General features: G+C 32.6%; 20 protein-coding genes and 1 pseudogene. 17 read left to right on the top strand and 4 right to left on the bottom strand.

Annotated features, from left to right (window positions below; translation table 11 throughout):
- Window positions 1-254: 254 nt before the first annotated feature.
- Complete coding sequence (locus B2R82_RS01555; protein WP_286923200.1) at window positions 255-479, bottom strand: helix-turn-helix domain-containing protein; 225 nt, start codon at window positions 477-479, stop codon at window positions 255-257.
- 160 nt (window positions 480-639) lie between these two features.
- On the opposite strand from B2R82_RS01555, the gene B2R82_RS01550 reads away from it, so the two are divergent.
- The 10 genes and pseudogenes from B2R82_RS01550 to B2R82_RS01505 all read left to right on the top strand — a co-directional run bounded on the left by B2R82_RS01550 (window position 640) and on the right by B2R82_RS01505 (window position 9928).
- Window positions 640-1038 (top strand): hypothetical protein, encoded by a 399-nt coding sequence (locus tag B2R82_RS01550; RefSeq protein WP_286923199.1) that lies wholly within the window; start codon window positions 640-642, stop codon window positions 1036-1038.
- Window positions 1039-1186: 148 nt separating this feature from the next.
- Window positions 1187-1354, top strand: a complete 168-nt coding sequence (locus B2R82_RS01545; protein WP_205445382.1) for a hypothetical protein — start codon at window positions 1187-1189, stop codon at window positions 1352-1354.
- 880 nt (window positions 1355-2234) lie between these two features.
- Window positions 2235-3107 (top strand): rolling circle replication-associated protein, encoded by an 873-nt coding sequence (locus B2R82_RS01540; RefSeq protein WP_286923198.1) that lies wholly within the window; start codon window positions 2235-2237, stop codon window positions 3105-3107.
- A gap of 278 nt (window positions 3108-3385) precedes the next feature.
- A complete protein-coding gene (locus B2R82_RS01535) occupies window positions 3386-4162 on the top strand; it encodes a recombinase family protein (protein ID WP_286923197.1) in 777 nt (258 codons plus the stop codon).
- A gap of 28 nt (window positions 4163-4190) precedes the next feature.
- Window positions 4191-4316 carry a hypothetical protein gene (locus tag B2R82_RS01530; protein WP_286923196.1) on the top strand — a complete coding sequence of 42 codons (126 nt, stop codon included), beginning with the start codon at window positions 4191-4193 and terminating at the stop codon, window positions 4314-4316.
- Window positions 4317-4331: 15 nt separating this feature from the next.
- Complete coding sequence (locus tag B2R82_RS01525; protein WP_286923195.1) at window positions 4332-5894, top strand: recombinase family protein; 1563 nt, start codon at window positions 4332-4334, stop codon at window positions 5892-5894.
- 526 nt (window positions 5895-6420) lie between these two features.
- Window positions 6421-7218, top strand: a complete 798-nt coding sequence (locus tag B2R82_RS01520; RefSeq protein ID WP_286923194.1) for a hypothetical protein — start codon at window positions 6421-6423, stop codon at window positions 7216-7218.
- A 172-nt stretch (window positions 7219-7390) separates the two neighbouring features.
- A pseudogene (locus B2R82_RS01515) lies at window positions 7391-7579 on the top strand (JAB domain-containing protein); the annotation flags it as partial.
- Between the two features lie 83 nt (window positions 7580-7662).
- The gene (locus B2R82_RS01510; RefSeq protein WP_286923193.1) at window positions 7663-7809 is read left to right on the top strand and encodes a hypothetical protein; all 147 of its coding nucleotides are present in this window, start codon (window positions 7663-7665) and stop codon (window positions 7807-7809) included.
- A 910-nt stretch (window positions 7810-8719) separates the two neighbouring features.
- On the top strand, window positions 8720-9928 hold the full coding sequence (locus B2R82_RS01505) for an acyltransferase family protein (RefSeq protein WP_286923192.1): 1209 nt from the start codon (window positions 8720-8722) through the stop codon (window positions 9926-9928).
- A gap of 98 nt (window positions 9929-10026) precedes the next feature.
- On the opposite strand, the gene B2R82_RS01500 is transcribed toward B2R82_RS01505, so the two are convergent.
- The 3 genes from B2R82_RS01500 to B2R82_RS01490 form a co-directional block, all read right to left on the bottom strand.
- Window positions 10027-10605, bottom strand: coding sequence for a TetR/AcrR family transcriptional regulator (locus tag B2R82_RS01500; protein WP_283870034.1), 579 nt, complete (start codon window positions 10603-10605; stop codon window positions 10027-10029).
- Between the two features lie 538 nt (window positions 10606-11143).
- Complete coding sequence (locus tag B2R82_RS01495; RefSeq protein WP_286923191.1) at window positions 11144-11599, bottom strand: hypothetical protein; 456 nt, start codon at window positions 11597-11599, stop codon at window positions 11144-11146.
- A gap of 545 nt (window positions 11600-12144) precedes the next feature.
- Window positions 12145-12630 carry a hypothetical protein gene (locus B2R82_RS01490; protein WP_286923190.1) on the bottom strand — a complete coding sequence of 162 codons (486 nt, stop codon included), beginning with the start codon at window positions 12628-12630 and terminating at the stop codon, window positions 12145-12147.
- 448 nt (window positions 12631-13078) lie between these two features.
- Between B2R82_RS01490 and B2R82_RS01485 the strand changes: the two genes are divergently transcribed.
- From B2R82_RS01485 to B2R82_RS01455, 7 genes are all read left to right on the top strand, one after another.
- The gene (locus B2R82_RS01485; RefSeq protein ID WP_376781225.1) at window positions 13079-14098 is read left to right on the top strand and encodes an alpha/beta fold hydrolase; all 1020 of its coding nucleotides are present in this window, start codon (window positions 13079-13081) and stop codon (window positions 14096-14098) included.
- A 574-nt stretch (window positions 14099-14672) separates the two neighbouring features.
- Entirely contained in the window at window positions 14673-15161 is a 489-nt protein-coding gene (locus B2R82_RS01480) for a nitrous oxide reductase accessory protein NosL (protein ID WP_283870176.1), read from the top strand.
- A gap of 38 nt (window positions 15162-15199) precedes the next feature.
- A complete protein-coding gene (locus B2R82_RS01475; protein WP_286923188.1) occupies window positions 15200-16606 on the top strand; it encodes a nitrous oxide reductase accessory protein NosL in 1407 nt (468 codons plus the stop codon).
- Window positions 16607-17489: 883 nt separating this feature from the next.
- Complete coding sequence (locus B2R82_RS01470; protein ID WP_286923187.1) at window positions 17490-18317, top strand: helix-turn-helix transcriptional regulator; 828 nt, start codon at window positions 17490-17492, stop codon at window positions 18315-18317.
- Window positions 18318-18403: 86 nt separating this feature from the next.
- On the top strand, window positions 18404-19372 hold the full coding sequence (locus B2R82_RS01465; RefSeq protein ID WP_286923186.1) for an iron-siderophore ABC transporter substrate-binding protein: 969 nt from the start codon (window positions 18404-18406) through the stop codon (window positions 19370-19372).
- A 46-nt stretch (window positions 19373-19418) separates the two neighbouring features.
- Complete coding sequence (locus tag B2R82_RS01460) at window positions 19419-19757, top strand: cupin domain-containing protein (RefSeq protein WP_286923185.1); 339 nt, start codon at window positions 19419-19421, stop codon at window positions 19755-19757.
- A 398-nt stretch (window positions 19758-20155) separates the two neighbouring features.
- On the top strand, window positions 20156-21406 hold the full coding sequence (locus B2R82_RS01455; RefSeq protein WP_286923184.1) for a vWA domain-containing protein: 1251 nt from the start codon (window positions 20156-20158) through the stop codon (window positions 21404-21406).
- The last annotated feature ends 65 nt before the right edge of the window (window positions 21407-21471 follow it).

The raw sequence follows: 21471 nt of genomic DNA, 5'->3' as shown, positions 1-21471 counted from the left end.
TAAAATGATAGCAATCTAATGATTAAGAAAGTATTGGAGAAAGTTATGAGTAGAGAGAGCCTTTCAATAAAAAATATAAACGTAAATAACTTTTTGTTTTGAATGACATCTTGCTACAGTTAGGAAGTAAAAAAAGGGCAATTGAGGTCTAAAATAAAATCTTACATTGTAATACTTGAAGAAAAAATACAAGGAGTAAATAATTTAAACATTAGAGTATATTAAAAAAAGTCGCCCTATGTATGGAGCGACTTTTACTTGTCTTTGACTTCTATCAGGTCAATGATGTCTCTAATATCATCTAACTCTAAAGTATCTGCGATTTTTTCTATATGACTAAAGTTTATATTTTGCCTTTTTTGATTAGCTAGTTCGCTTAAAGCAGCATGGCGTATATCAGTTAATCGAGATAATTCCCTTAATGAAATTCCTCTTTGATTGACTAGTTCATGAATCTTCACTTTGACTTTTCTTGTCATAGCTCTCCCTACAATCGATTGATATTGACTATTAAGGAAAACTTACCATATACTAAATAATATAGTGGTACGCTTAAGCGTACCGATTTTTATATGTTTTTTTATAAAGAAAGACGAATAATCAAAAAGTAGGAGGAATATATTAATTAGTGAGCTAAAAATGGATGATGTATTGGTAAAGAGGAAGCCTATATGGAAAAGTAAGGTTATATGGGCTCTCGGAATTATCGTAGTATTATTTTTAGCCTATTATTTAGGTAGCTCTCCAAATGTACCAGAAGGTATTGGAGAAAATTATTATAGTAATGCTCTATGGGCATTCCATGAACTAAACGTAGCGTTTGAAAACGGTGAATTTCCGAGTAATGAGGTTATAAAATCTATCTCTGATAATGCAAGAGAAGTAGAAACTAATTCGGCCAATTACACCGATAAGGAAAAATATGTAAGTGAGCAATTTATAAAAATGGTTCTAGGAGTAGGTGAAGGTTTGGAAGAGCAAGTATATGAAGCTCGTTCTAATCTCGCTAACATGTTGGAAATAGAAGAAACGTATTAGAAATAGGTGGGGGCTTATTTTAATAATATATAGAGAGTTCTCTCGATAAAAAATATATACAGCTCTCGAAATCTTTAATAACTAAGAAACTTATTTATTAGCGAGGAGAAAAAAAGTCTCATAAATACGATAGAAAGAAGTGGAAAATATGAAGAACGCTTATGACGAACTATCTAACGAACGAGAAGGATATGTGATGAAAAATGAAGAGAGCGGTGTGGAGATAACTTGTACTGAAAAATTTGTGAAGGCATGGGAAGAAAGAGGTTTTGTGATTATTAAAAAAGGTCTTGTTAAATTAGTTAATGAAAAATAAGCAAATTTCCAATGGCTATAAAGCCCCTTAGGTGATAACTGGTTGCTAAACTTCCAGAAACCATCTAAGGGGCTTTTGACGTAATAATTATGGTAGTTTAGCTGGGGAAGATATAAAATGGCAAATGCCTTGTTTAAAAAGCCTTTAACCATTTGAAACTAGGGATTGAGTTTGTTTTTAAATTACCAGGTTCCTTCGAAAGGAAAAAGATAGATAACGGCACTTAGTAGTTAAAGATTTTTATGTGCATTTTTATGTGTGATCGTGCTGTTAAGGATTCCTGTATTTCCCACACCTCGTTCTAAATCTATGTGGAAATATGAAACTATATGTCGCTTTAAGGTGATAAAGCCCCACACGCCCACTTGTGTACTTTAGCGCTTTAACGCTTTAGATAAAATATAGGTGGATATTAAGAAGTAGAATGAAATTTACATCTGAATACTCCTACTGAAATTTGAATGAACAGAAAAAAGCTAGAGCATATAAATGGATATAAAGAAACAGAGACACAGAAAATTGAAAAGGATTTAGTTGAAAGAAAGTGAAAAAATAGCACTTCAGCGAAGCTGAAGTTTCTACTTCTTAATATTTATGGGTGATTCATGCCCTCATTGAAGGGACGTTTTCCATAATGAAATAATCAAGAGATAAACTAATCTCACTCCTCGCTATGCTCGGAGGACTTCGCTTCGCTCCGTCCCCTGTTTATTTCCGCTCCTACTCCTTATAATCCGATGATAGATACACCATCCCGTTCCTTGAATGTGAAAAAACCGCCGTATGCATTTAACTTTTGTTTCCATGAGAATTTGCGGAGTACATTTCATCTCTCTTGGTTTATTTATGTTGAACCCCAAAAAAACGGGGGGACTATGGGTTGAGAGGATGGGATAATATGGAATATTATGATAGTGAAATGAAACGTATAGGTGATTATATCAAAGTGAAGCGTTATGGAAAAAAGATTAGGAAGAGAGATACCTCTAAGAAAACAAAGGCTGAACGACAAGTAGAAATTATGAAGGTAGAGAGGGATTCTGGACTTTCCACCATTGAGAAAATGATAAAAATAGCTATTTTGAAAAATAACGGTATTAAAGAAAGGAAATATAGTAAGAAAGAGAAAAGAGAGCCTAAAGCTCGGAAACTTACTATGAAGGAAAAGGAAACTTTCGGTGATTTAATGGATATGAACTTTAAGCTAGGCGATAAATATGTGACTCTGACTTATGCAAAGGAAAATGTGTCGCTAGAGCAAGCCAGCCGGGATTTTGACAATTGGATAAAACGTATGCGTGATAAGTATTCTGATTTTAAATATCTAGCTGTGCGTTCCTTTCAAAACCGTGGTACAGTTCATTTCCATGTGCTGATTAATTTACCTGATATACCTACAGGAGAATTAAGAACTGGTGTATTTCAAGATATATGGGGGCATGGAATAGTCAATGTAAAGAATATTTATTCCCCTCAAATTATTGATAAATATGCGAGATTAAAAAATTATTTAATAAAAAATTTGATTGAGTTTAAAGCAGATGAACGTTCTTTTGGAAAACGTCTTTATTTACAAAGCAGTAACCTAGAGAAGCCAAAGATTATCAAAGGTGATTATACTGAAATAATGGAGAATTTAAAGAACCTTGAAGGGAATTTAAAAAAGGTAGACGGATATAAGATTACTATTGATTTTCTAAACTATATTCAGTCCACTACCTTTAAGATTATGTGGTTTAAAAATGAAAATTAGACCTTTTGCAATCCTTTAAAACATTAAGTTCTATAGATTTGTCATAATAGTTACTTATAGCTGTGTTCTAGCGTATAAAAGGCAGTCACTTTATTCCTTTAAAAATTAAAACCAATATCCCAAAAATGCAAGTGCCCTTAGTAAGATTCATCGAAACTTAGGGTTGTAATTTTACATCAGTACGTAATATGCTTGCCTAGTAATAAATTACCAAATAAAGGTAAAGTGTTTAAATCGTTACGATAATTAGAATTTCCGTTACGGTGGGAGGAAAAATGGTGAATGTAATAGGGTATATACGAGTTTCTACCTTAGGACAAGTAAAAGATGGTTATAGCCTAACTTATCAAAAAGATGAAATAAAATTATTTTGTGAAAAGCAAGGGTGGAATTTACTAGAGTGCTTTATCGATGCTGGTATAAGTGGAGCAAAAATAGATGAAGAAGCCTTAGAGGTAGAAAGGGAAGGCTTTCAAGATATGTTAACTGAAATTTCTACTTCTAAGGTAGATTTCGTAATTGTGCTAAACACTAACCGGTTATGGCGGTCTGATATTGTTAAAGTTTTAGTTCATCGGGAGTTAAAAAAATTTAGAGTGGATGTTAAAAGTATTGAACAGCCGAATTATAGCATTTATAAGAAAGACCCAAACGATTTTTTAGTGAACGGTTTAATAGAGTTACTGGACGAGTATCAACGTATGGAGATAACTATGAAACTGGCACGAGGACGAAATATGAAAGCAAAGCAAGGGAAATATGCAGGGGGAAAACCCATATATGGTTATACGGCTAAAAAGGGACAAAAATTTCTGAGGGTTAATGAAGAGGAAGCCAAAACGGTAAGACGATTATTTGAGTTAAAGGGGAATTTCCGAAGCTGGTCTTTGTCTCAATTGGCTTCTCAGCTAAATAATGAAGGTTATTCGACGCAGCAAGGTAAAAGGTTTACGAAAGTTCAGGTGAAACGAATATTAGACCGTAAAGATTTCTATGAGGGAATGTATTGCTACGGTGAAATAAAAACTAAAGGTGTACACGAACCGATTCTATAAAAATTTTACATCAAGGGGAGAGAGACGAGTGGAAGCGGGAGAAAATAATAATTACAAGGAACGAAAACTGATTATTCCTTCTGTTGGGGAAATAAAAAGAAATGAGCTAATTAACATATTGGCTAGCATAATAAAAAATTATGTAAATAAGTAAAGGAAGGCAAAGTATATGACCAAACATCATATGAAAGTAGCTATATACACGAGAGTTTCTACAGAGGAGCAAGCCAAGGAAGGGTACTCTTTGGGAGCTCAAGAGGATGCTTTGAAGAAATATGCTGAAAGTAATAACTTGGAGGTTTATGATGTCTATTCTGATGATGGTTATTCGGGTAAAAGTTATGAGCGTCCTGAAATTCAGCGTTTATTTAAGCATTTATATGACGGCAAGTTTCAAGCAATCCTTGTTAAAACTGTAGATAGGATTTCCAGAAGACTTAGTGATATTTCCAAATTGCAAGATGAGGTATTAGTGCCTAACAATTGCCGTTTATTGGTGAGCGATAATAATTTAGATAGCTCAACTCTTGACGGAAAAATGTTCATAAATCTGATTGGTACTTTTGCTGAATATGAGCGTGGAATGATTATAAGTCGGGTAAAAGCTGGTATGGAAAAAAGAGCAGAACAAGGCTATTGGAACGGTGGAATTGTACTAGGCTATAATAATATAAATAAGCAGCTAGTTATTAATACCGAGGAAGCAAATCTCGTTAAAAGAATATTTGAGTTAAGGGCAGAAGGTAAGGGATATAAATATATTGCTAAAACCGTAAATGAGGAAGGTTATAGATCAAAAAAGGGAAATCTCTTTAGTATCGGTACGATCAAGACAATATTAGAGAATGAAGTTTATATAGGTAAGTGTAGATGGGGGAAGAGAAAGGACTGGAATACTAAAAGGCGGAATGGAGTTACTAAAGATTATGTTTTAGTCGAGGGAAAGCATGAAGCAATAATTTCCCTCGATTTATGGGCTAAAGCCCAAGCAATTAATAATACTAATAAAGAGAGTGTATCAAAAAATAGAAATTTTCATGGCGATTTTATTCTTTCGGGAATTCTCCGTTGTCCTGCTTGTGGTTCAGGAACTGTAATGAATAAGTCGAAAAAAAGGGATGGGAGCGGTTATCATTTATACTATATGTGTCAAGCATTTGCCAGTAAAGGGTTAAAAGCTTGTAAATCAAATTTAATTGGTAAAGAAAGTATCGAAAAGAAGGTACTCCAAAGGGTTAAAGAGCTATTAAACGATATAACGATAGTTGAAGATGTGCTTGAGAGGATTGAAAGTCAAAAACTACTTGAAAAAAGCTCAATGAAAAATACTTTATTGTTGAGTAGTAAAAATTTGGAGAAGAAAAAAGCCTTATTAAATAAGCTTAATAGTGACTATTCCTCTGAAAAGCTTGGAGCGAGGGTTTATAATATGCAAGCCGAATCAATCCTAAAGGATATAGATGATATGGAGGAAAGAAAGAGGCGGGTTGAAAGGGAATATGAAGATTTACAAAGCGAATCAACTATTACTAAAGAGACGATTTACCAAGCCCTTGAACATTTCGATAGCCTATACAAAACCGCTACCTTTGAACAAAGAAAGTTACTTTTAAGAGCGTTAATTAAAAAAATTGAAGTTGAGCCAAACCGAAAGGATATAAAGTGTATAACTTTTTGGTTTGATTACGATGACGCTTTACTACTTAGTAAGACAGGGAGAACCTTATCATAAGTAGGTGCGGTTTTTTTAAAGAATCACCTAGAACGTTGATTTAACAATGTTTTAGGTGTTTTTAATTGAAAAAATATTAAAATTAGCTCTAGAGTATTACGATGAAACCAATCAATATCAAGCCCCAAATTGCTTTACTTTTTACCATTTTCCAATAGTTTATTGCTTTTATTTGGAATAAGTATGTATAATTTGTGTGTAATGTTATTCCAAAATATGAAAATAATTCATAGTTTAGGAAATAAATATTATTATGGAACAATTTAAAAGAATATAAGGGAAGGTGAATTTATGAAGCATTTTTCTATAGCTTTATTAACTTTATTTTTGAGTTTAATTGTTTTTTTCATTCTAGGAGCATTTGGTTTAACAGATTATATTGATGGCTTAATCATGTCTATAGGTTTAATTATAGTTATTTTACTATCTGTAATTATTAGTCTATTAGTAAAAATTAACCAAAATATCAAAAAGATGTTTAAATAGGTTAAAAATATGTTATCGTGAACAAAAGGGAGGTTTTACCATGATAAAAAAATTTGGTTTTATAGTTGTACTATGTTCATCGTTTTTATTTTTTAATCCTCTTGTAAAGGGTGCTGAAATTCAAGAGTTAACAGCAGATGAACTAGATTATCTTTACAATGAATTAGGATTTACAGAGGCAAAAATTAATGCATTACCTGCTAGTCATCTAAAAGATTTCGTTGCAGGAAAAGCAGAAGTAGTTGGTAGTTTTAATGAAGTTTATTCATTTGACGAAAAAGGATTTACTACACTAGCTGATATTCCAAAAGGAGATTTAAGTTTTATCGGAGATGTTCTTAAAATAAATACAAGTGATGTATCTGGTTACAATAAGTTTTATGCTTATGCAAACTTCCGTTGGTTGACTCACCCTGCATTTAATCTAACTGATAAAATTACAATCGGATTCCCTTCTAGTTTAGGTGTATATTTCAAAACTTCAAATGGGGATATTGTCGGTCATTATTCATCTACTTCTATGTACAATAAATTAACAGGTGGTTCTACACTGTTAGCATCTTCAGCAAAACCTGATAAATGGCAAACTGGTGCAGGAGTTGCAAGCGCACATGATTTACGTACAACATTAAATGCAAATCAATTTAATGAAGGTACAATTTCTCAATATTTTTATATTCAATCTGGTCTTTCAGGTACTGCGAATGCTCAATTAGAATATGGACACAACAGAATTACAGGTACTGTAGGAATATCTGTAGGCTCGGGTGTTGGGTTTAGCATAACTCCTTCATCGACAACTGATATTAGATCTTACGCTGCTTCATTCAAGTATTAATATTAAAAAAACGACACAATAGTCTTTTGACTATTGTGTCGTTTTTTTACTTGTAAGCCATATGATAGTGAAAATAAATACAAAGAACTATTGGCTATTTTTAATTGTTTTTACTATTATGTAATAATTCAAGTAGTCCAAAATTATGACACAGCTATGCAACGCAAGTAATGCGGCTTCCATCATCTGCTGTCATCCGCATCCATCAGGCGACCCTACACCAAGCCAAGAGGATATTGAAGTCACAAAACGCTTAGTTGAAGCAGGCTTAATCATTGGAGTGGAGATGCTTGACCATATTGTACTAGGTGATAATTGCTATGTATCAATGAAAGAGAAAGGATATATTGAAAATGTATAAAATTTCAAGTGATAAATAGGCTCTAACATCTGAAATGGATGTTAGGGCTTTTTCTGTTCATAAAAATAAGGAGGATATTGAAAATGATAGCAATCCAACGTTTAACAGAGGTATTGGAGCAAAAATTAGGAAAGGAAATATCAATTCATGAAGTAGGTTATGAAACAATAGTTTCACACATGAGGAAATTGATGAGGAGCTTGTACCGCTTTATGCTGTTGCCTATGTAACAGAGCCAATTATTTGCCACAGTGCTAATTACACAGATGAAGAAGGGAACTACTATACATTAATGCTAATTGAAACAGGTGGTGAGAATCCATAATGAAGTTTGGCTAGTAAACGATAAATTAGTTCCGAGTTTTAATTCTTAAAAGGTAAATAACTCTTTGTTCAAATATAGAGTTTTCATCTAATTTTATGCAATTTAGAAATTTTAATAGGGGTTTTAGAGAAGGGTCTATGTGAGAAAACACAATTAGACCAATTTCGAAGACTTTAGCATAAGTAAGTACTGTTTTATTGTTTAAATATAAACGAGCCTATCCAAGATTAATAACTCTTGAATAGGCTTTTCTTTAAATAACAATAAAAGCGAGCATCGACCTGTTCAGTTGATGTCTACATCCCACGTAGGCGGTCAATGGCTCTTTTCACTTTGACGGGCTACGTGGGATGTGGAATAATCCATTCGGGATGTTGCCCAAGAAGAAAACTTAAGCGAGATGTGTCCAAAAACTTGATGTAGCTCCACTTTTCCTCATACAAAAATTTGATATGATGAACTTGTATCATTGTAAGCATCCTTTCCATTCCTCCTAATCGACTTTTTTGCCAATTAGAAGGTTAGTAGATTTGAAGGGTACGGACAATGATATTTTTTTACGTTTTAAAGGACCTATAACTGCTAGAATTTCCAGTTACATTCTGTCCCTTTTTATTTTGCACTAAACATTTTATATTAAAGTGAAATTCCACGTAATTAACCATATATAAATTGACCCTTAGTCATAAATAATAATTATAAAATAAATATTCTAAAATTTAATCAATAAAATAGTAAGATAAATATTGACCGTGAGTATAAAAAATATTATAAATAGTTTAGTGGCTATTTCCAAAAAAAAGGGGAAATGTAAGTTGTCTAATACACGTATTCATTTTATGGATTTTTTAAAAGTGTTTCTTTCTTGCACTGTAATCGTCCACCATGCAGGTCAACCTTATGGCGGGGCAAATGGTTTTTGGTATGTACGAGATTTGGGTGTCGATTCTGACTTGGGCGTTTTTTTTGGGATAAACTCTGCCTTTAATATGAGTCTTTATTTTTTTCTTTCTGCTTATTTTATCCCTCTTGCGTATAAACACAAAGGGAATATAGGTTTTTTGAAAGATCGGTTGAAGAGAATTGGTATACCTTTATTGTTTGGATTTATAGTAATAATTCCTTTAATAATGTACTTTTATTATAATGAATTTCGTGGTTACCCTAACCTATCGTTATATGAATACTATAGAAATATTTATCTAGGATTTGGTGAAAAACCATTAAATTGGACAGGGCCATCTTGGCCAGACCTAAATTTTGGCCATCTTTGGTTTATTGAACATCTTCTTATTTATTCACTGATATATCTATTATTAATGAATCTTTTTAAAAATATTAATTTACCAAAAATTTCAATTTCTCCAACACATAAACATATTTTTATATTTGTTATTATCGTATCGTTAATCACTTTTTTAGTTCGAACAAGTTATTCGATTGATGAATGGATTGGTGTACTAGGTTTTATCCAAATGGAGTATGCACACTTTCCTCAATATTTAGCATTTGTAGTTTTGGGAATAACAGCTGCTAATAGTAACTGGATTTATCATATCCCTAAAGGTGTTGGTAATTTATGGTTATTTATAGGGGTTTTATTAATTGCTTTAAATGTCATTGGGTTTGTACCACATTCAAGGGGTGGATGGGATAGTAGTTCACTTATTTATGCAATCTATGAGACCTTTTTATGTACAGGACTTTCAATTGGTTTAATTGAATTATTTCAACGTAAATTAAATAGAAAATCAAAATGGATGGAGACGCTAGCTAAAAATTCCTTTTGTGTTTACATTATTCATATTCCGGTTTTAATTGGAATTCAATATATTTTAATTAGTGTACCTGTTTCAGGCTATATAAAATTCGTATTAGCATCACTATTGGGGATTGTCTTTAGCCATTTAATATCGTATTTTATTATTCGAAAATTACCGGTTATTAGTCTATTATTCTCTGGTACAAATCATAGACGTTCTCAAAGTTTAGTCGATAAATTTAATAAGAAGAGTATATATTAGTTCTCTGCTTGTCTCCAATTCTCTCTTTGACAACATTCCTGCGAGTTTTTATAACCCAGGCTATTCTCGCAGGATTACTTTGGAAATCAACAGGATCTTTATGAAGATATTCCTTTAAAGAATACATCAAAACTCATCATAAGTTGTGTAATAAGATCATCTTCGCCTCCACCAAGACACCAGTGGGTTAATACACCAATAAACATTTGAATAGTTAAGTCTGCCAGTGTTTCAGGGGATAATTTTTGTGTAAATTCCCCCGTTTCTTGTCCATGCTTAAAAATTGGAATCAATAAAGCACGAAGATTATTCATATTATCTATGTGATTATTTAAATTATTAGCACTTGAGAGAGTTGCCATTAAAGTTGCTCTTCTTAATGACCTTGTATAGTTTAAATTATGTACGATATTAATTAACGAAGAGAGTAGTTTAGGTACTACTGGACTTGTGATATTCATTAATTTTTCAGCTTCTGAATAGATTGAAATTCTTTCAAAATCCTCTATGACTGCCTCTTTTGTCGGAAAATAATTAAAAAAAGTACCCTTAGAAACTCCAGCTAATTTCACAATATCTTCAACCTTTGTCGACTCATATCCGTTTTCCGAAAATAATTTGAAAGCAGCGTTTGTTATAGCTAATTTAGTTTGTCTTTTCTTTTCTTCCCTTCCCAACTTTATTCACTCCATTTCTTACAATAACGTTATTATTAATTCTACTATAAATAACTGTTTAAAAAGTAATTATTGTTTTAATAATACGTATCAAGAAAAACAGACAGCTATTATTGATATGCTCCCAATTAGGTAGACAGATGAAATAAAAAAATTCATCTGTCTACCTAATTGGTGGCCTTTTTGTATGGCCTTTTATAAACATCCCAAAGAATTAATGTTATCTATTGTTCATTTTTATATCAAGACACTAGCGTCGCATTGAAATAGCTTAGGTTTCAATTTGAGTCTGAATTTTCTGTAATTATATTTCCCCATAAAAAAATCCTTTATAAAGGTTTGGCGGTAGTAACCAATCCAAATCCAACATAAGGGACAAACACATGGATAAGATACCAATTGAACTAATAATATAAAAAGAAGATGATAACAAATAAAAAGAATCCATTTTGATCAATCTTTTTCCTAAATGGATTCTTATCTTGAATATTTAAATTTAAGGTTTATAAAAAAGTTTGATTATTTCTTCTTGTATTCTTCAACAAGGTTTTAGTATTTTTTCAAGTACAATAGGACCCGTTTTCTTTGTCGTTGTATTGACTGTTCGGACTTTGATACGAGTAGGTCTTATTACAGGAGAAACTTCATCTAAATTCCCAGCCCAAATAGTTTCTCCATATTTAGTTAAAGGGGACAATGAGAAAATCCAACTTATTTCCTTCGGAATATATGCTAATACTTCATAACCATCATAATCCCCAAAACTAGATGGTTTTGGTAAATGAAGTGCGTGAACACTGAGACTTGTTCGTTCATCATTAAACTTTCTTTCAATATTATAGATCAGTGCTACTCCTCTGGCATTTTTAGGTACGTTTTTTGTTGGTTCAAGTATTGCTGAACAAGATGGAAACTCTTCAATTTTATTCTCAGAGTGTGTCTGTGAAGGAAGAATTACTAAAACGAAGATAAGGCTAAAAAGCAATTTTTTCATTTCTGATTCTCCTTAAATTTGTTTAGTATCATTATTCCCCAAAACTCCATATTTATTGTATATTTCTATCGTCCCTTGTTGCACTAAACTGCTCCGTTAGTTTAACAAGAAAAAAGAACTGCATACGCAACTCAATGATCTTCAAGTAAAGCGCCCTGTTAGTTAAAGAAGGAAATCAAATTTCGCTAAAAAACAAGAAGAATATGCAGGCTATTAAAGAAAAGATTCCAGTCCCTAAAGCAATAGTTCCATTAGCAACGTTATATTTATTTTTCTTTCTCAGCTTAAACATGAAAAGTAGTCCCGTGGTCGTTAAAATAAGGAAAATTATAAAAAAACCGATAGGCACAATATACATTTAATTAATTCCTCCATTTTTAAGCTTTTTGCTCAAATAAACTGTCCCATTAGTTTAAGTGTAATCCTTCATAGTACCAATTCAATTAAATATAAATATTTATTTACTATCTTCAACAATCTGGCCATTTAATGAAAATGAGCGTTAATCCTTATTACAGAATCGCGCCCGATTGTTGAACAGTAATTTACTCTATGTAGTCAATTAACTTTGCTGGAACTTGCTCAAAAATATAAACTTCAGGGTTATTAAAAGGCTTATTATTTAAATAATCTTCGAGAGTGTTCATACTTGCCCAATAATTTTTCATTAAATCTTCCCTTGAAGGTAATCCCTCAATAATACGCCCTTTGCCACCATCATACATGTCCTCAATATAAGCAAATAAATCACTTGATATATCTCGGTTAAAAACTAAAATTTTATCACTAAACACTGGAAACCGATAGTGAGGACTTTCGTCGACTTCCAAATCTACTCCGAAAGCAACTTCAAAATCAATCCATTTTGGTAAATTTGCTGGTCTGAAACGCTCCGTTAAATCTGGAAATAAATTAGCACTCTTGGAATACCACTTAGTTGATGTCTTGTAATTTAATCCTTCCTTTAATACGATTTGGGGACTTATATTTTCGAAGATATCATTGTGAATAACCATATGATATAAAAACAAACGAGTTCCTCCTTTCCTTAAATAAAGGTTCCTAAAAAATCCTCAATTAAACTACGCTCTAATTTCATACGTTCAAAACGAATAGAAGTTCAAGTACTGTTTACAAACTAATTTCTCGTGAAAAAAATTCAATTACCTGCAAATGAACTAAATGCCCTTTAACCATTTTTTCTGCCTTCTTGTTCAACAGACCTGCGTTGATAGTTTACTCATGGGTGACTTTTACTTGTTTTTGACTTCTTTCAGGTTTGTACTAGGTTATAATAATATAAATAAGCAGCGAGTAAGTGCGGTTTTTAGAAACAACTCATGTAATAAATCAATTATAGCTTAAATACCTTTGACTATTCTGAAGTTTGGGGGATAGTAATGAGTAAATATATGGCTATGCCGTTAGGAGAGAAATAGAATGTGAAAGAGGTTAACTAAAATATTCAGGTTTAGTTTAATAATTACATTGCTAATTGTTTTACTCGGTCTATTTTTTCCTACATGGACGCCTCATATTAAAGGGGAGCAAAGCATAAGTACGCTGGAGCAGGTTGAAATTAACGGAACAGGACATGAAATTATGATTCGAGGAATAGATTCAAGTAATCCGATTCTCATTTTTGTTCATGGTGGTCCAGGGTGCTCTGAAATTCCATACGTAAGAAAATACCAAAAAGACCTTGAAAAGCAATTTACTATTGTACATTATGATCAGCGTGGCAGTGGAAAATCCTATCATTTTTTCGAAGACTATTCAAACTTAACCACTGACTTGCTGGTTGAAGATTTATTGTCATTAACTGATTACATTTTGGAGAGGTTTAACCAAGAAAAGGTTTTATTAGTTGGACATTCGTTTGGCACTTATATTGGAATGAAAGCTATCGATAAATCACCTGAGAAATATTATGGGTATATAGGTATTGGGCAAGTAGCAGATGTAGTTCAAAGTGAGTTGGACAGTTTAGAATTTACACTGGAACAGGCAAAACAAGAAGGAAATTCAGATGATATAGAGAAACTAATGTTACTTCAACCGTTGATTGAAAAGGGAGAAGTTCGGACGCCAAGAAATCTTGTACGTAAATATGGAGGTGCAGCAAGACTTATTGATGATAATACAGATTATCTAACAGGATTTCTTTTTAACCCTGAATATAATGGGCTAGATATAATTCGTTATCTAAGAGGGATTCATGTTACACAAGAAGTGTTGTTGAACGAAGGGGCAAAGCATACTATTACGGAGATTGTAAATCAAGTGGATTTGCCTATTTTTTTTGTAATGGGGAAATTCGATTATATGACGTCTGTAAATGCTGCAAAAAATTATTATGGTAGTATGGAAGCCCCTGTGAAAGAGTTTGTTATTTTTGAAGAGTCAGCTCATTATCCACAGTTCGAAGAGAAAGAAAAGTTTACTTTATGGTTAAATAAAACCTTCGATAAGCTTCAGAATGGAGCTGTTGAATTTTGATAACGACTTTCAAGAAGTATATAAATTTTAAAATGGTTATATAGTAATTTTAGTGGTATTTAAGAAAGCTAAATTTAATCCTTGCAAACCTCACTAATATCCATCACGAAGAACCTCACCATAAGTAGCAGAGGGTTTTGACTCATATTCCACACACTAATAGCGTATGCTTTTTCTTTTACAAGTTGTTCCGTTGCAAATGCGGAAACAACGTTCACTATTGTGTAAGGAAGCTCATATTTTCCTATGACTTTTACTTGAAATACATTAGGTTCCATTTTGGTGGAAAATTGTAAAATAAATTTAATAGGCGGATAACACAAAGCGAAAATTCCTAACGTAATTTGTCTCGACAAAAATTACGATTCGGGAGTTTTCGCTTTTAAACTATAGTAAATTGTAAAAATCTTTAATTGCTATAAGGCAATCAATCTCAGCTTATGATGATGAGCCATGTTTATAATTCATCTTACCGATTCCTGTTTTTGATAAATTTTTCAATTATTTCACAGTTACTTTCAACTTATTTCACATCTGTGCCGTATTATTGGAAATTGAAAGGAGATTGTAAACATTGAAAAAACTATTCGTATTAGGATTTATATTGTTAAGTATTATTTCTGTAGATCTTATAGGTAATAAACACAAAATGAATGCCGAGGCAGCTCAATCAAGTTTAGAAAAAGATGTACCTGATAATACAAATTGTGCATTTTGTAATATGGTTGTGTACCAAAAAAAAGATAAAATGGGTGTTTTTTCTGCACAAGCAATTAAAAAGAAAGGTAAAGTGGTTTATTACGATGACATCGGTTGCCTTTTATACGATGAGGTGAAAAATAAAACAACCAATAAAAAGTATGTTCGTGATTACAAAACATTAAAGTGGGTTCAAGCTGAAAAGGCGACGTATGTTAAAACATCGCTAGTTTCACCAATGGACGATGGTTATATATATTTTGCTAAAGCAGCTGATGCGAAGGATTATATTGCTAAACATTCAGGTACAGAAATTGTCCCATTTAAAACTGTTCAAAAAGAGAGTGTTCAGAAATATCAATAGATATAGTTAAAAACACATTTAGAAAGGAAATATAAAAAATGAAAAAATATTTACAGTTTGGATTTCTTATATTTGTAATTTTAGTAGCATTTTTGAATAGTAATCAAAATTCAATTGTATTTGCAGCCACTACAGATGTCCAAGCTATTAAAAATGGAGAAGTAGTTTATTATAAGAATGTATTTTCATTGTTATATGATGAATTAAATGAAGGGGTTACATTTACAAAAAAAGTACAGGATTATAGTACAAAAAAATGGGTTGCGTTAGATTCAGTAACGATTGTTAAAACTAATGCTTCAAAAAATATTTATTTTTCAAAAGAAGCAGATGCAGATAAATATATTAAAGCTTATAAAACAAAAAACAACATAACCTTAAAAAAGGTTAATTTAAATACAATTGAGACTAGTGCCCAGGAAAAATATAAAAAAGAAGCACCAAGTATTGTATTAAATGCGAGCACAACCGAGCCAACAAATACAAATGTAACAGTTAATGTAGATATTACAGATAATAAGAAAGTGACCTTGAAAAAATGGGCAATTGGTACAAAGCCAGCAAATAAATTTTCAACTGCAGGGACAACCTTAACAGATAACTCATTTACAGTAAGTAAAAATGGAACATACACAGTTTATGCTTTAGACAATAATGGTAATAAAAGAACTAAATCAATTACAATATCAAATATTGATAAAACGGCACCAGGAATAACACTTTCAATACCTGAAAGTGATACAACAGCAGTAAGTAAAAAAATACAAGTTTCAACTACTGATGATACTGGGATTCAAGATCTAAAATGGGCATATGGAGATAAAGGTGTAGAATACTTCGTTGATAAAGGTTCAAGAAAAGCGCCATTACAAAATGCGAATCAAAAAGATAAAATTATCGCACTAAAAAATGGTGTGTATACAATTTATGCTGAGGACAAAGCGGGGAATAAATCCGTAAAAACAATTACTATCGACGGAATCTCAGAATTTACAGAAGTAACACAAACGGGTGTACACTGTGAAGTATGTCGTATGGATCTTCATAACACTGACCCAAATAAAGTGTATTCTGCCAAAGCGATTGACCAAGAAGGAAATACTCATTATTTTTGTAGAATTGGATGTATGTATCATCAAGAACATGCAAATGGTATAGCATTTACTAATAAATATGTTCGTGATTATAGTGCCACAGCGCCACGCTTAAATAACTGGATTGCAGTTGAAAATGCAGTAACTGTAAAATTTAATAATGATGAAACAGCCAAAGGAATCATGGGCTGGAAATTGTTCCACTTTACAGATTTACCAAGTGCAGCAAACTACCTAAGTGTGAGCAAAGAAAAAGTAGTAGCTGAAAAATTAGAAAATATCATTGAATATGCGAAAACGAATAATAAGGGAATGAATTATCAATACGAGGTTGATAAAGCAGCACAGTAATTTTGAATATTTACAATTTGATATTGGCATTGGTTAAAGATAGAAGCAAATCCTTATTTAGAGCGTATTCTATTCTATACGGAGAGGTACAGTTTATTTATGAATAAAAATCATGACTTATCTCAGAGGAAGAGCATCAAACCAGAAGAGTTGATAGATATATCTGTATCCTCAAGAGAAATGAGGTCGTGGCTTAATCGATAAAGACAGGGGTTAACGATTTATAGTGTTACGGAAACCTCATTATTTCAGCTCGTTCAAAAAGACATTGGTGCTACAATTCACCCTAGCAACTTATTGAAAACTTCCAATTGCTAGGTATTCGATCCATACCAATTGAAAATGCGCCAACGAGAGAGCTTGATATCTTTTATCGTAACGACAAATATTTAAGTAAAGCAGCTGAAGGTTTCATGAAAAGAGTTATAGAACGATTCATCGGCATGTTATTTATGTCAGTGGAAATAGATAAACTTTAGTCGATAATCTTTATAACTTACAATGTATGCATTACAAGAAAGATTTTTTATCAAAAGAAAAATAAAATATAATTACAACATATTTAAACCACACTTCCAAGTGAAATTCCCTTCAATTGTTAGACATGGTATTCCATTAGCCAGAAATTTGGGTATGAGTTCGATATTGTATCGGATTCATGCCTTTTAATTTTCCCTTAATTCTTCATTTTGTATTGTTATACATGCATAACCATAAACAGCTTGTAATTTTTCATTAAACCAGTAGTTCTGATTCGTCTATATTGACAATGATAATCATTATCGATAAGGTGAAAATAGACAAGAGTCCTTATGCCTTATCTTTCCGTATTCTATCAGCAGATTTTTGATTGATTCACTATTATTGAAATGAGGTATGCAATGTGAAAGTCGACGTTCAACAGCTAGCAGAGCATTTAGCACATACTCCTTTTCAAGTAGAAGGAGTATATAGATATTCTAAAAGTTCAGGTGTTCCCTACGCTGATTATACAGATTCCTTTCCTGGATTTGTATTTCCAATCGCAGGAAAGATACAATTTCAATTTAATGGCACGCCTTATATCTTTTCACCAGGAAAAGTTGTGCATGGGGGTGCAAATATGAAGCTAGATCAAGAAAATTTCGGTAGTATCAATTGGGAATATATTCTTGTTCAATATAGGATATGTAAGTTAGAACTAGAAGAGTCAAGCTTTTCTCATCAGCATTTTGAATTATTAACAGGACAATCTCCTCGTCTAATCGAATTAATTATGCGTATTTGGCACGTCTATAATCAGCGCGGAGGCATTTCAATGTTTCAGACCGAAATGCTTTTTCGTGATGTATTGAATGAAGCCTTATTATGTGTTGCTAATAGGCAAAATAGCTGTGAATCACATGCTCTATTCGAACGGATATCTAATTATATTCATGAAAATTATTATCAAAGCCTTACAATAGCCTCTCTTGCAGAACAAAATAATGTTAATCGAAATCGACTTTCTTATGTATTTAGAAGATATGCAGGGATGGGACCTGCAGAATACTTATTAAAATATCGTATAAACATGGCGCAAGAAATGCTACTTACAAGTGATGCGCCTGTGCAAGAAATTGCCCAAACGGTTGGAATTGCTGACCCCTTTTATTTTAGTAGAGTGTTCAAGAAACAATTAGGTATTTCCCCCAGTGAACACCGAGAGAAGTTCATCAATAATCCATGTTAATTTCAACAAGCATCTATTCTATTCAAAAAATACCTTTACTATACTAATGGCATACCAAAGAAAATAAAATGGTGGAGGAATTTCGTATGCTAAAGATTAAAGGTCTGCTAATCTCCATGCTACTATTCGCAGGCATACTAGCTGGTTGTAATGAAACGCCTGCTAAAAATAAAGATTCAACTACAGAAGCAATTAATGTAGATGCAAAGGATTGGCCTAGAACATTTAAGGATGCCTTAGGTAAAGAAATTGTTATTGAGGAAAAACCAGAAAAAATAGTTTCACTATGGTATTTTTACCCTGAAATATTAGTTGCATTAGGTGAGCCACCTGCTGCCACTACTGAAAAAGAGTATTTATCTTCTTTAGCTTATTTACAGGGAAAATTGGATTCAGTAGAAGAATTAGGCGATAAATTGTCTCCTAGTATTGAAAAAATTTTATCTACCAAGCCTGATTATATTTTAGCAACAGAACATCATGAAAAATTGTATGATTCACTAGAAAAAGTGGCACCAGTCATTACATTAAATTTCAAGGACATCTATGAAAATTGGCAATATGGACTTCGTACAGTAGCCGAGATTCTTGGAAAAGAAGACGAAGCAGAAAATGTAATTGATAAAATGATGAAAGAAATTACAACTGGACGTGAAGCATTAAAGTCGATTCAAGGGGAGTCAATAGCACTTATATTGTCTTGGGATGGAAAAACTTTTAATGTTCTAGGTGAAGAAAACCCTGTTTATACACTTGCTTTTGATAAAGAAATGGGACTGGGGCTTACACCAGATGATACATTTAAAGGTACTAATAATGAATTTACTTCGTTTGAAGGAATTTCAACTGTTCAAGCAGATCATATTTTCCTTATAGGTGACATTACGAAGAAGGAAGAACTAATGAATGACTTAAAACAAAGTAATGTATGGAATAATCTGAATGCCGTAAAGAAAGGTAATATCTATTCAATGGATAGTTCTGCTATTACTGGTGGTCCATTAGCCATCGAATACGCTTTACAAAATATAACAAATGCCTTACATAAATTCTAAAAGTCGAAAAGGCATCATAAAGATCAAAAAATAAGGAGAGATGAATATGCATTATCAAGCTATTAATCTGAATGAGGAGTTATCTCAAATCAACGAGCTTTGGTCACCGAAAGTCGTTGGTGAAATAAATGATTTTCTATTTAAGTTGATTAAGATTGATGGGGATTTTATCTGGCACAACCATGAGGGAGCGGATAAGGTATTCATTGTAATCGAAGGAGAAATGTTCATGGCTTTTCGTGATGGTCAGGTGAAAATTTCCAAGGGGGAGATGTTTATTGTTCCAGGAGGAGTCGATCAAAAGCCTTTCGCTGAAAAGGAATGTCATATCATGTTGGTGGAGCCTAAAGGTGCAATAAACACTGGCAGTACTGAGTCTGAATAAATCTACTTGGATTAGTGTGTGTGATTCACGTAATAATGGCTCATCTTATGGTGTATGTATATCAAACTTGTTGGAAAATTGGAATTAAGGAAGTATTGTAGTTGTTTTTTAGATGTAATTCACTTAGATATATTGTGGTGAATCTAACATAAAAAAGTGCTCTTTTGTACAAGAGAACGGTCATCTATCCATTTTTTGGGTAGATGGCTTTTGTTCGTTTGGGCCGATTTATGTAGGTGAATTAGCACTCGAACATTTTCTATTTTAAATGTTATAATTTTCTTAAATATAAATATATTTCTGTGCTAGATTCATCTATTCTAAAGTCACTAACTATACGGAAAAATAAAAATTCTACGTATTTTCTGTTCTATTTAATTGTATAAAGGGGTTTTGATATGGCTAACATTGTTTCTTTACAAAAAGGTGGTAATACGGTTCTTTCAGAGAGTGGTATTGTCACAGTGGAAGTACAATGGAACTCTACATCTGTCTTAGATGTTAGTTCTTTTTTGGTAGCTGCTGATGGCAAAGTTCCATCAGATGATTACATGATATTTTATAACCAAGAAACAGATCCAGAGCGAAGTGTTTGGTTGAAAGCGAATGATATGAATAAAGTGGTTTTTACTATTCAGCTAGAGAAGCTTTCACCGACTATACAGCAGTGTTTCTTTACAGCGACATTGGAAGGAAACTCAACATTTGATTCAGTTCAAGGGTTAAGTATCATAGTAAAGGGAACACATGGGGAAGTTTGTTATCAAATCGATGATGCTACTGAAGAAAAAGCATTAGTTCTTGCAGAAGTATATCGACACCAATCAAAATTTAAATTTCGAGCGATTGGCAGAGGATTTAATGGCGGGTTAAAGCCATTAGCTGAATCGTACGGTGTAGAGATTGAAGAGCCTGAAGTACCTGAAACTTCATCTGTTCCTCACAGTGAACCTGTTCAAGAAGTTAATTTAACAAAAATTGATTTACTGAAAAGAAAAGTTTCAATTTCATTAGAAAAGAAGAAAATCGCATTAGAGAAATCACGTGTAGCAGTTGTTTTTGATGCATCGGGGTCTATGACACATCTATACAGAAATGGGACCATTCAACGTGCTTTTGAACGTGTGTTGGCCGTTGCTGCCTGTATGGACGATAATGGCGAATTAGATGTTTGGTTCTTTGGGTCTAAATTTATGAAAACGAGAAGTGTAACAGAAAGAGATTTTGAGGATTATATTAAACAAACGTATCCTATACCCAAAACGTTCGGTGGTCTAGGTATAGGAAATAATGAGCCACCTGTTATGAAGGATATTATCCATCACTATGTTAAAAATGAACCTAGAAAAGACATACCAGCATATATAATATTTTTCAGTGATGGTGGAATTTATAAAGATAAAGAGATTGCAAAAATATTAGTGGATGCCTCTAAACAAAATCTTTTCTGGCAGTTTATTGGGCTAGGAAATGCGAATTATGGGGTTCTTCAAAAATTAGATGATTTACCAGGACGATTTATTGATAATGCTGATTTTTTTGCTTTAGATGATTTAGATAAAATATCAGATGAAGAATTATATAACCGTCTCCTAAATGAGTTCCCAATATGGCTGAAGGAAGCGAGGGAAAAGGGAATTTTATATTGAACCGGTATAGGTTAACCAAAACATATTTGTGGGATGAGAATTGAGCTGGCTAAGGACAATTTATT

It is taken from the genome of Lysinibacillus sp. UBA6686 (assembly GCF_002455205.1).
GTDB lineage: Bacteria > Bacillota > Bacilli > Bacillales_A > Planococcaceae > Lysinibacillus > Lysinibacillus pakistanensis.
The sequence above is the reverse complement of the archived record's forward strand: the minus strand, read 5'-3'. Positions and strand labels throughout refer to the sequence as shown.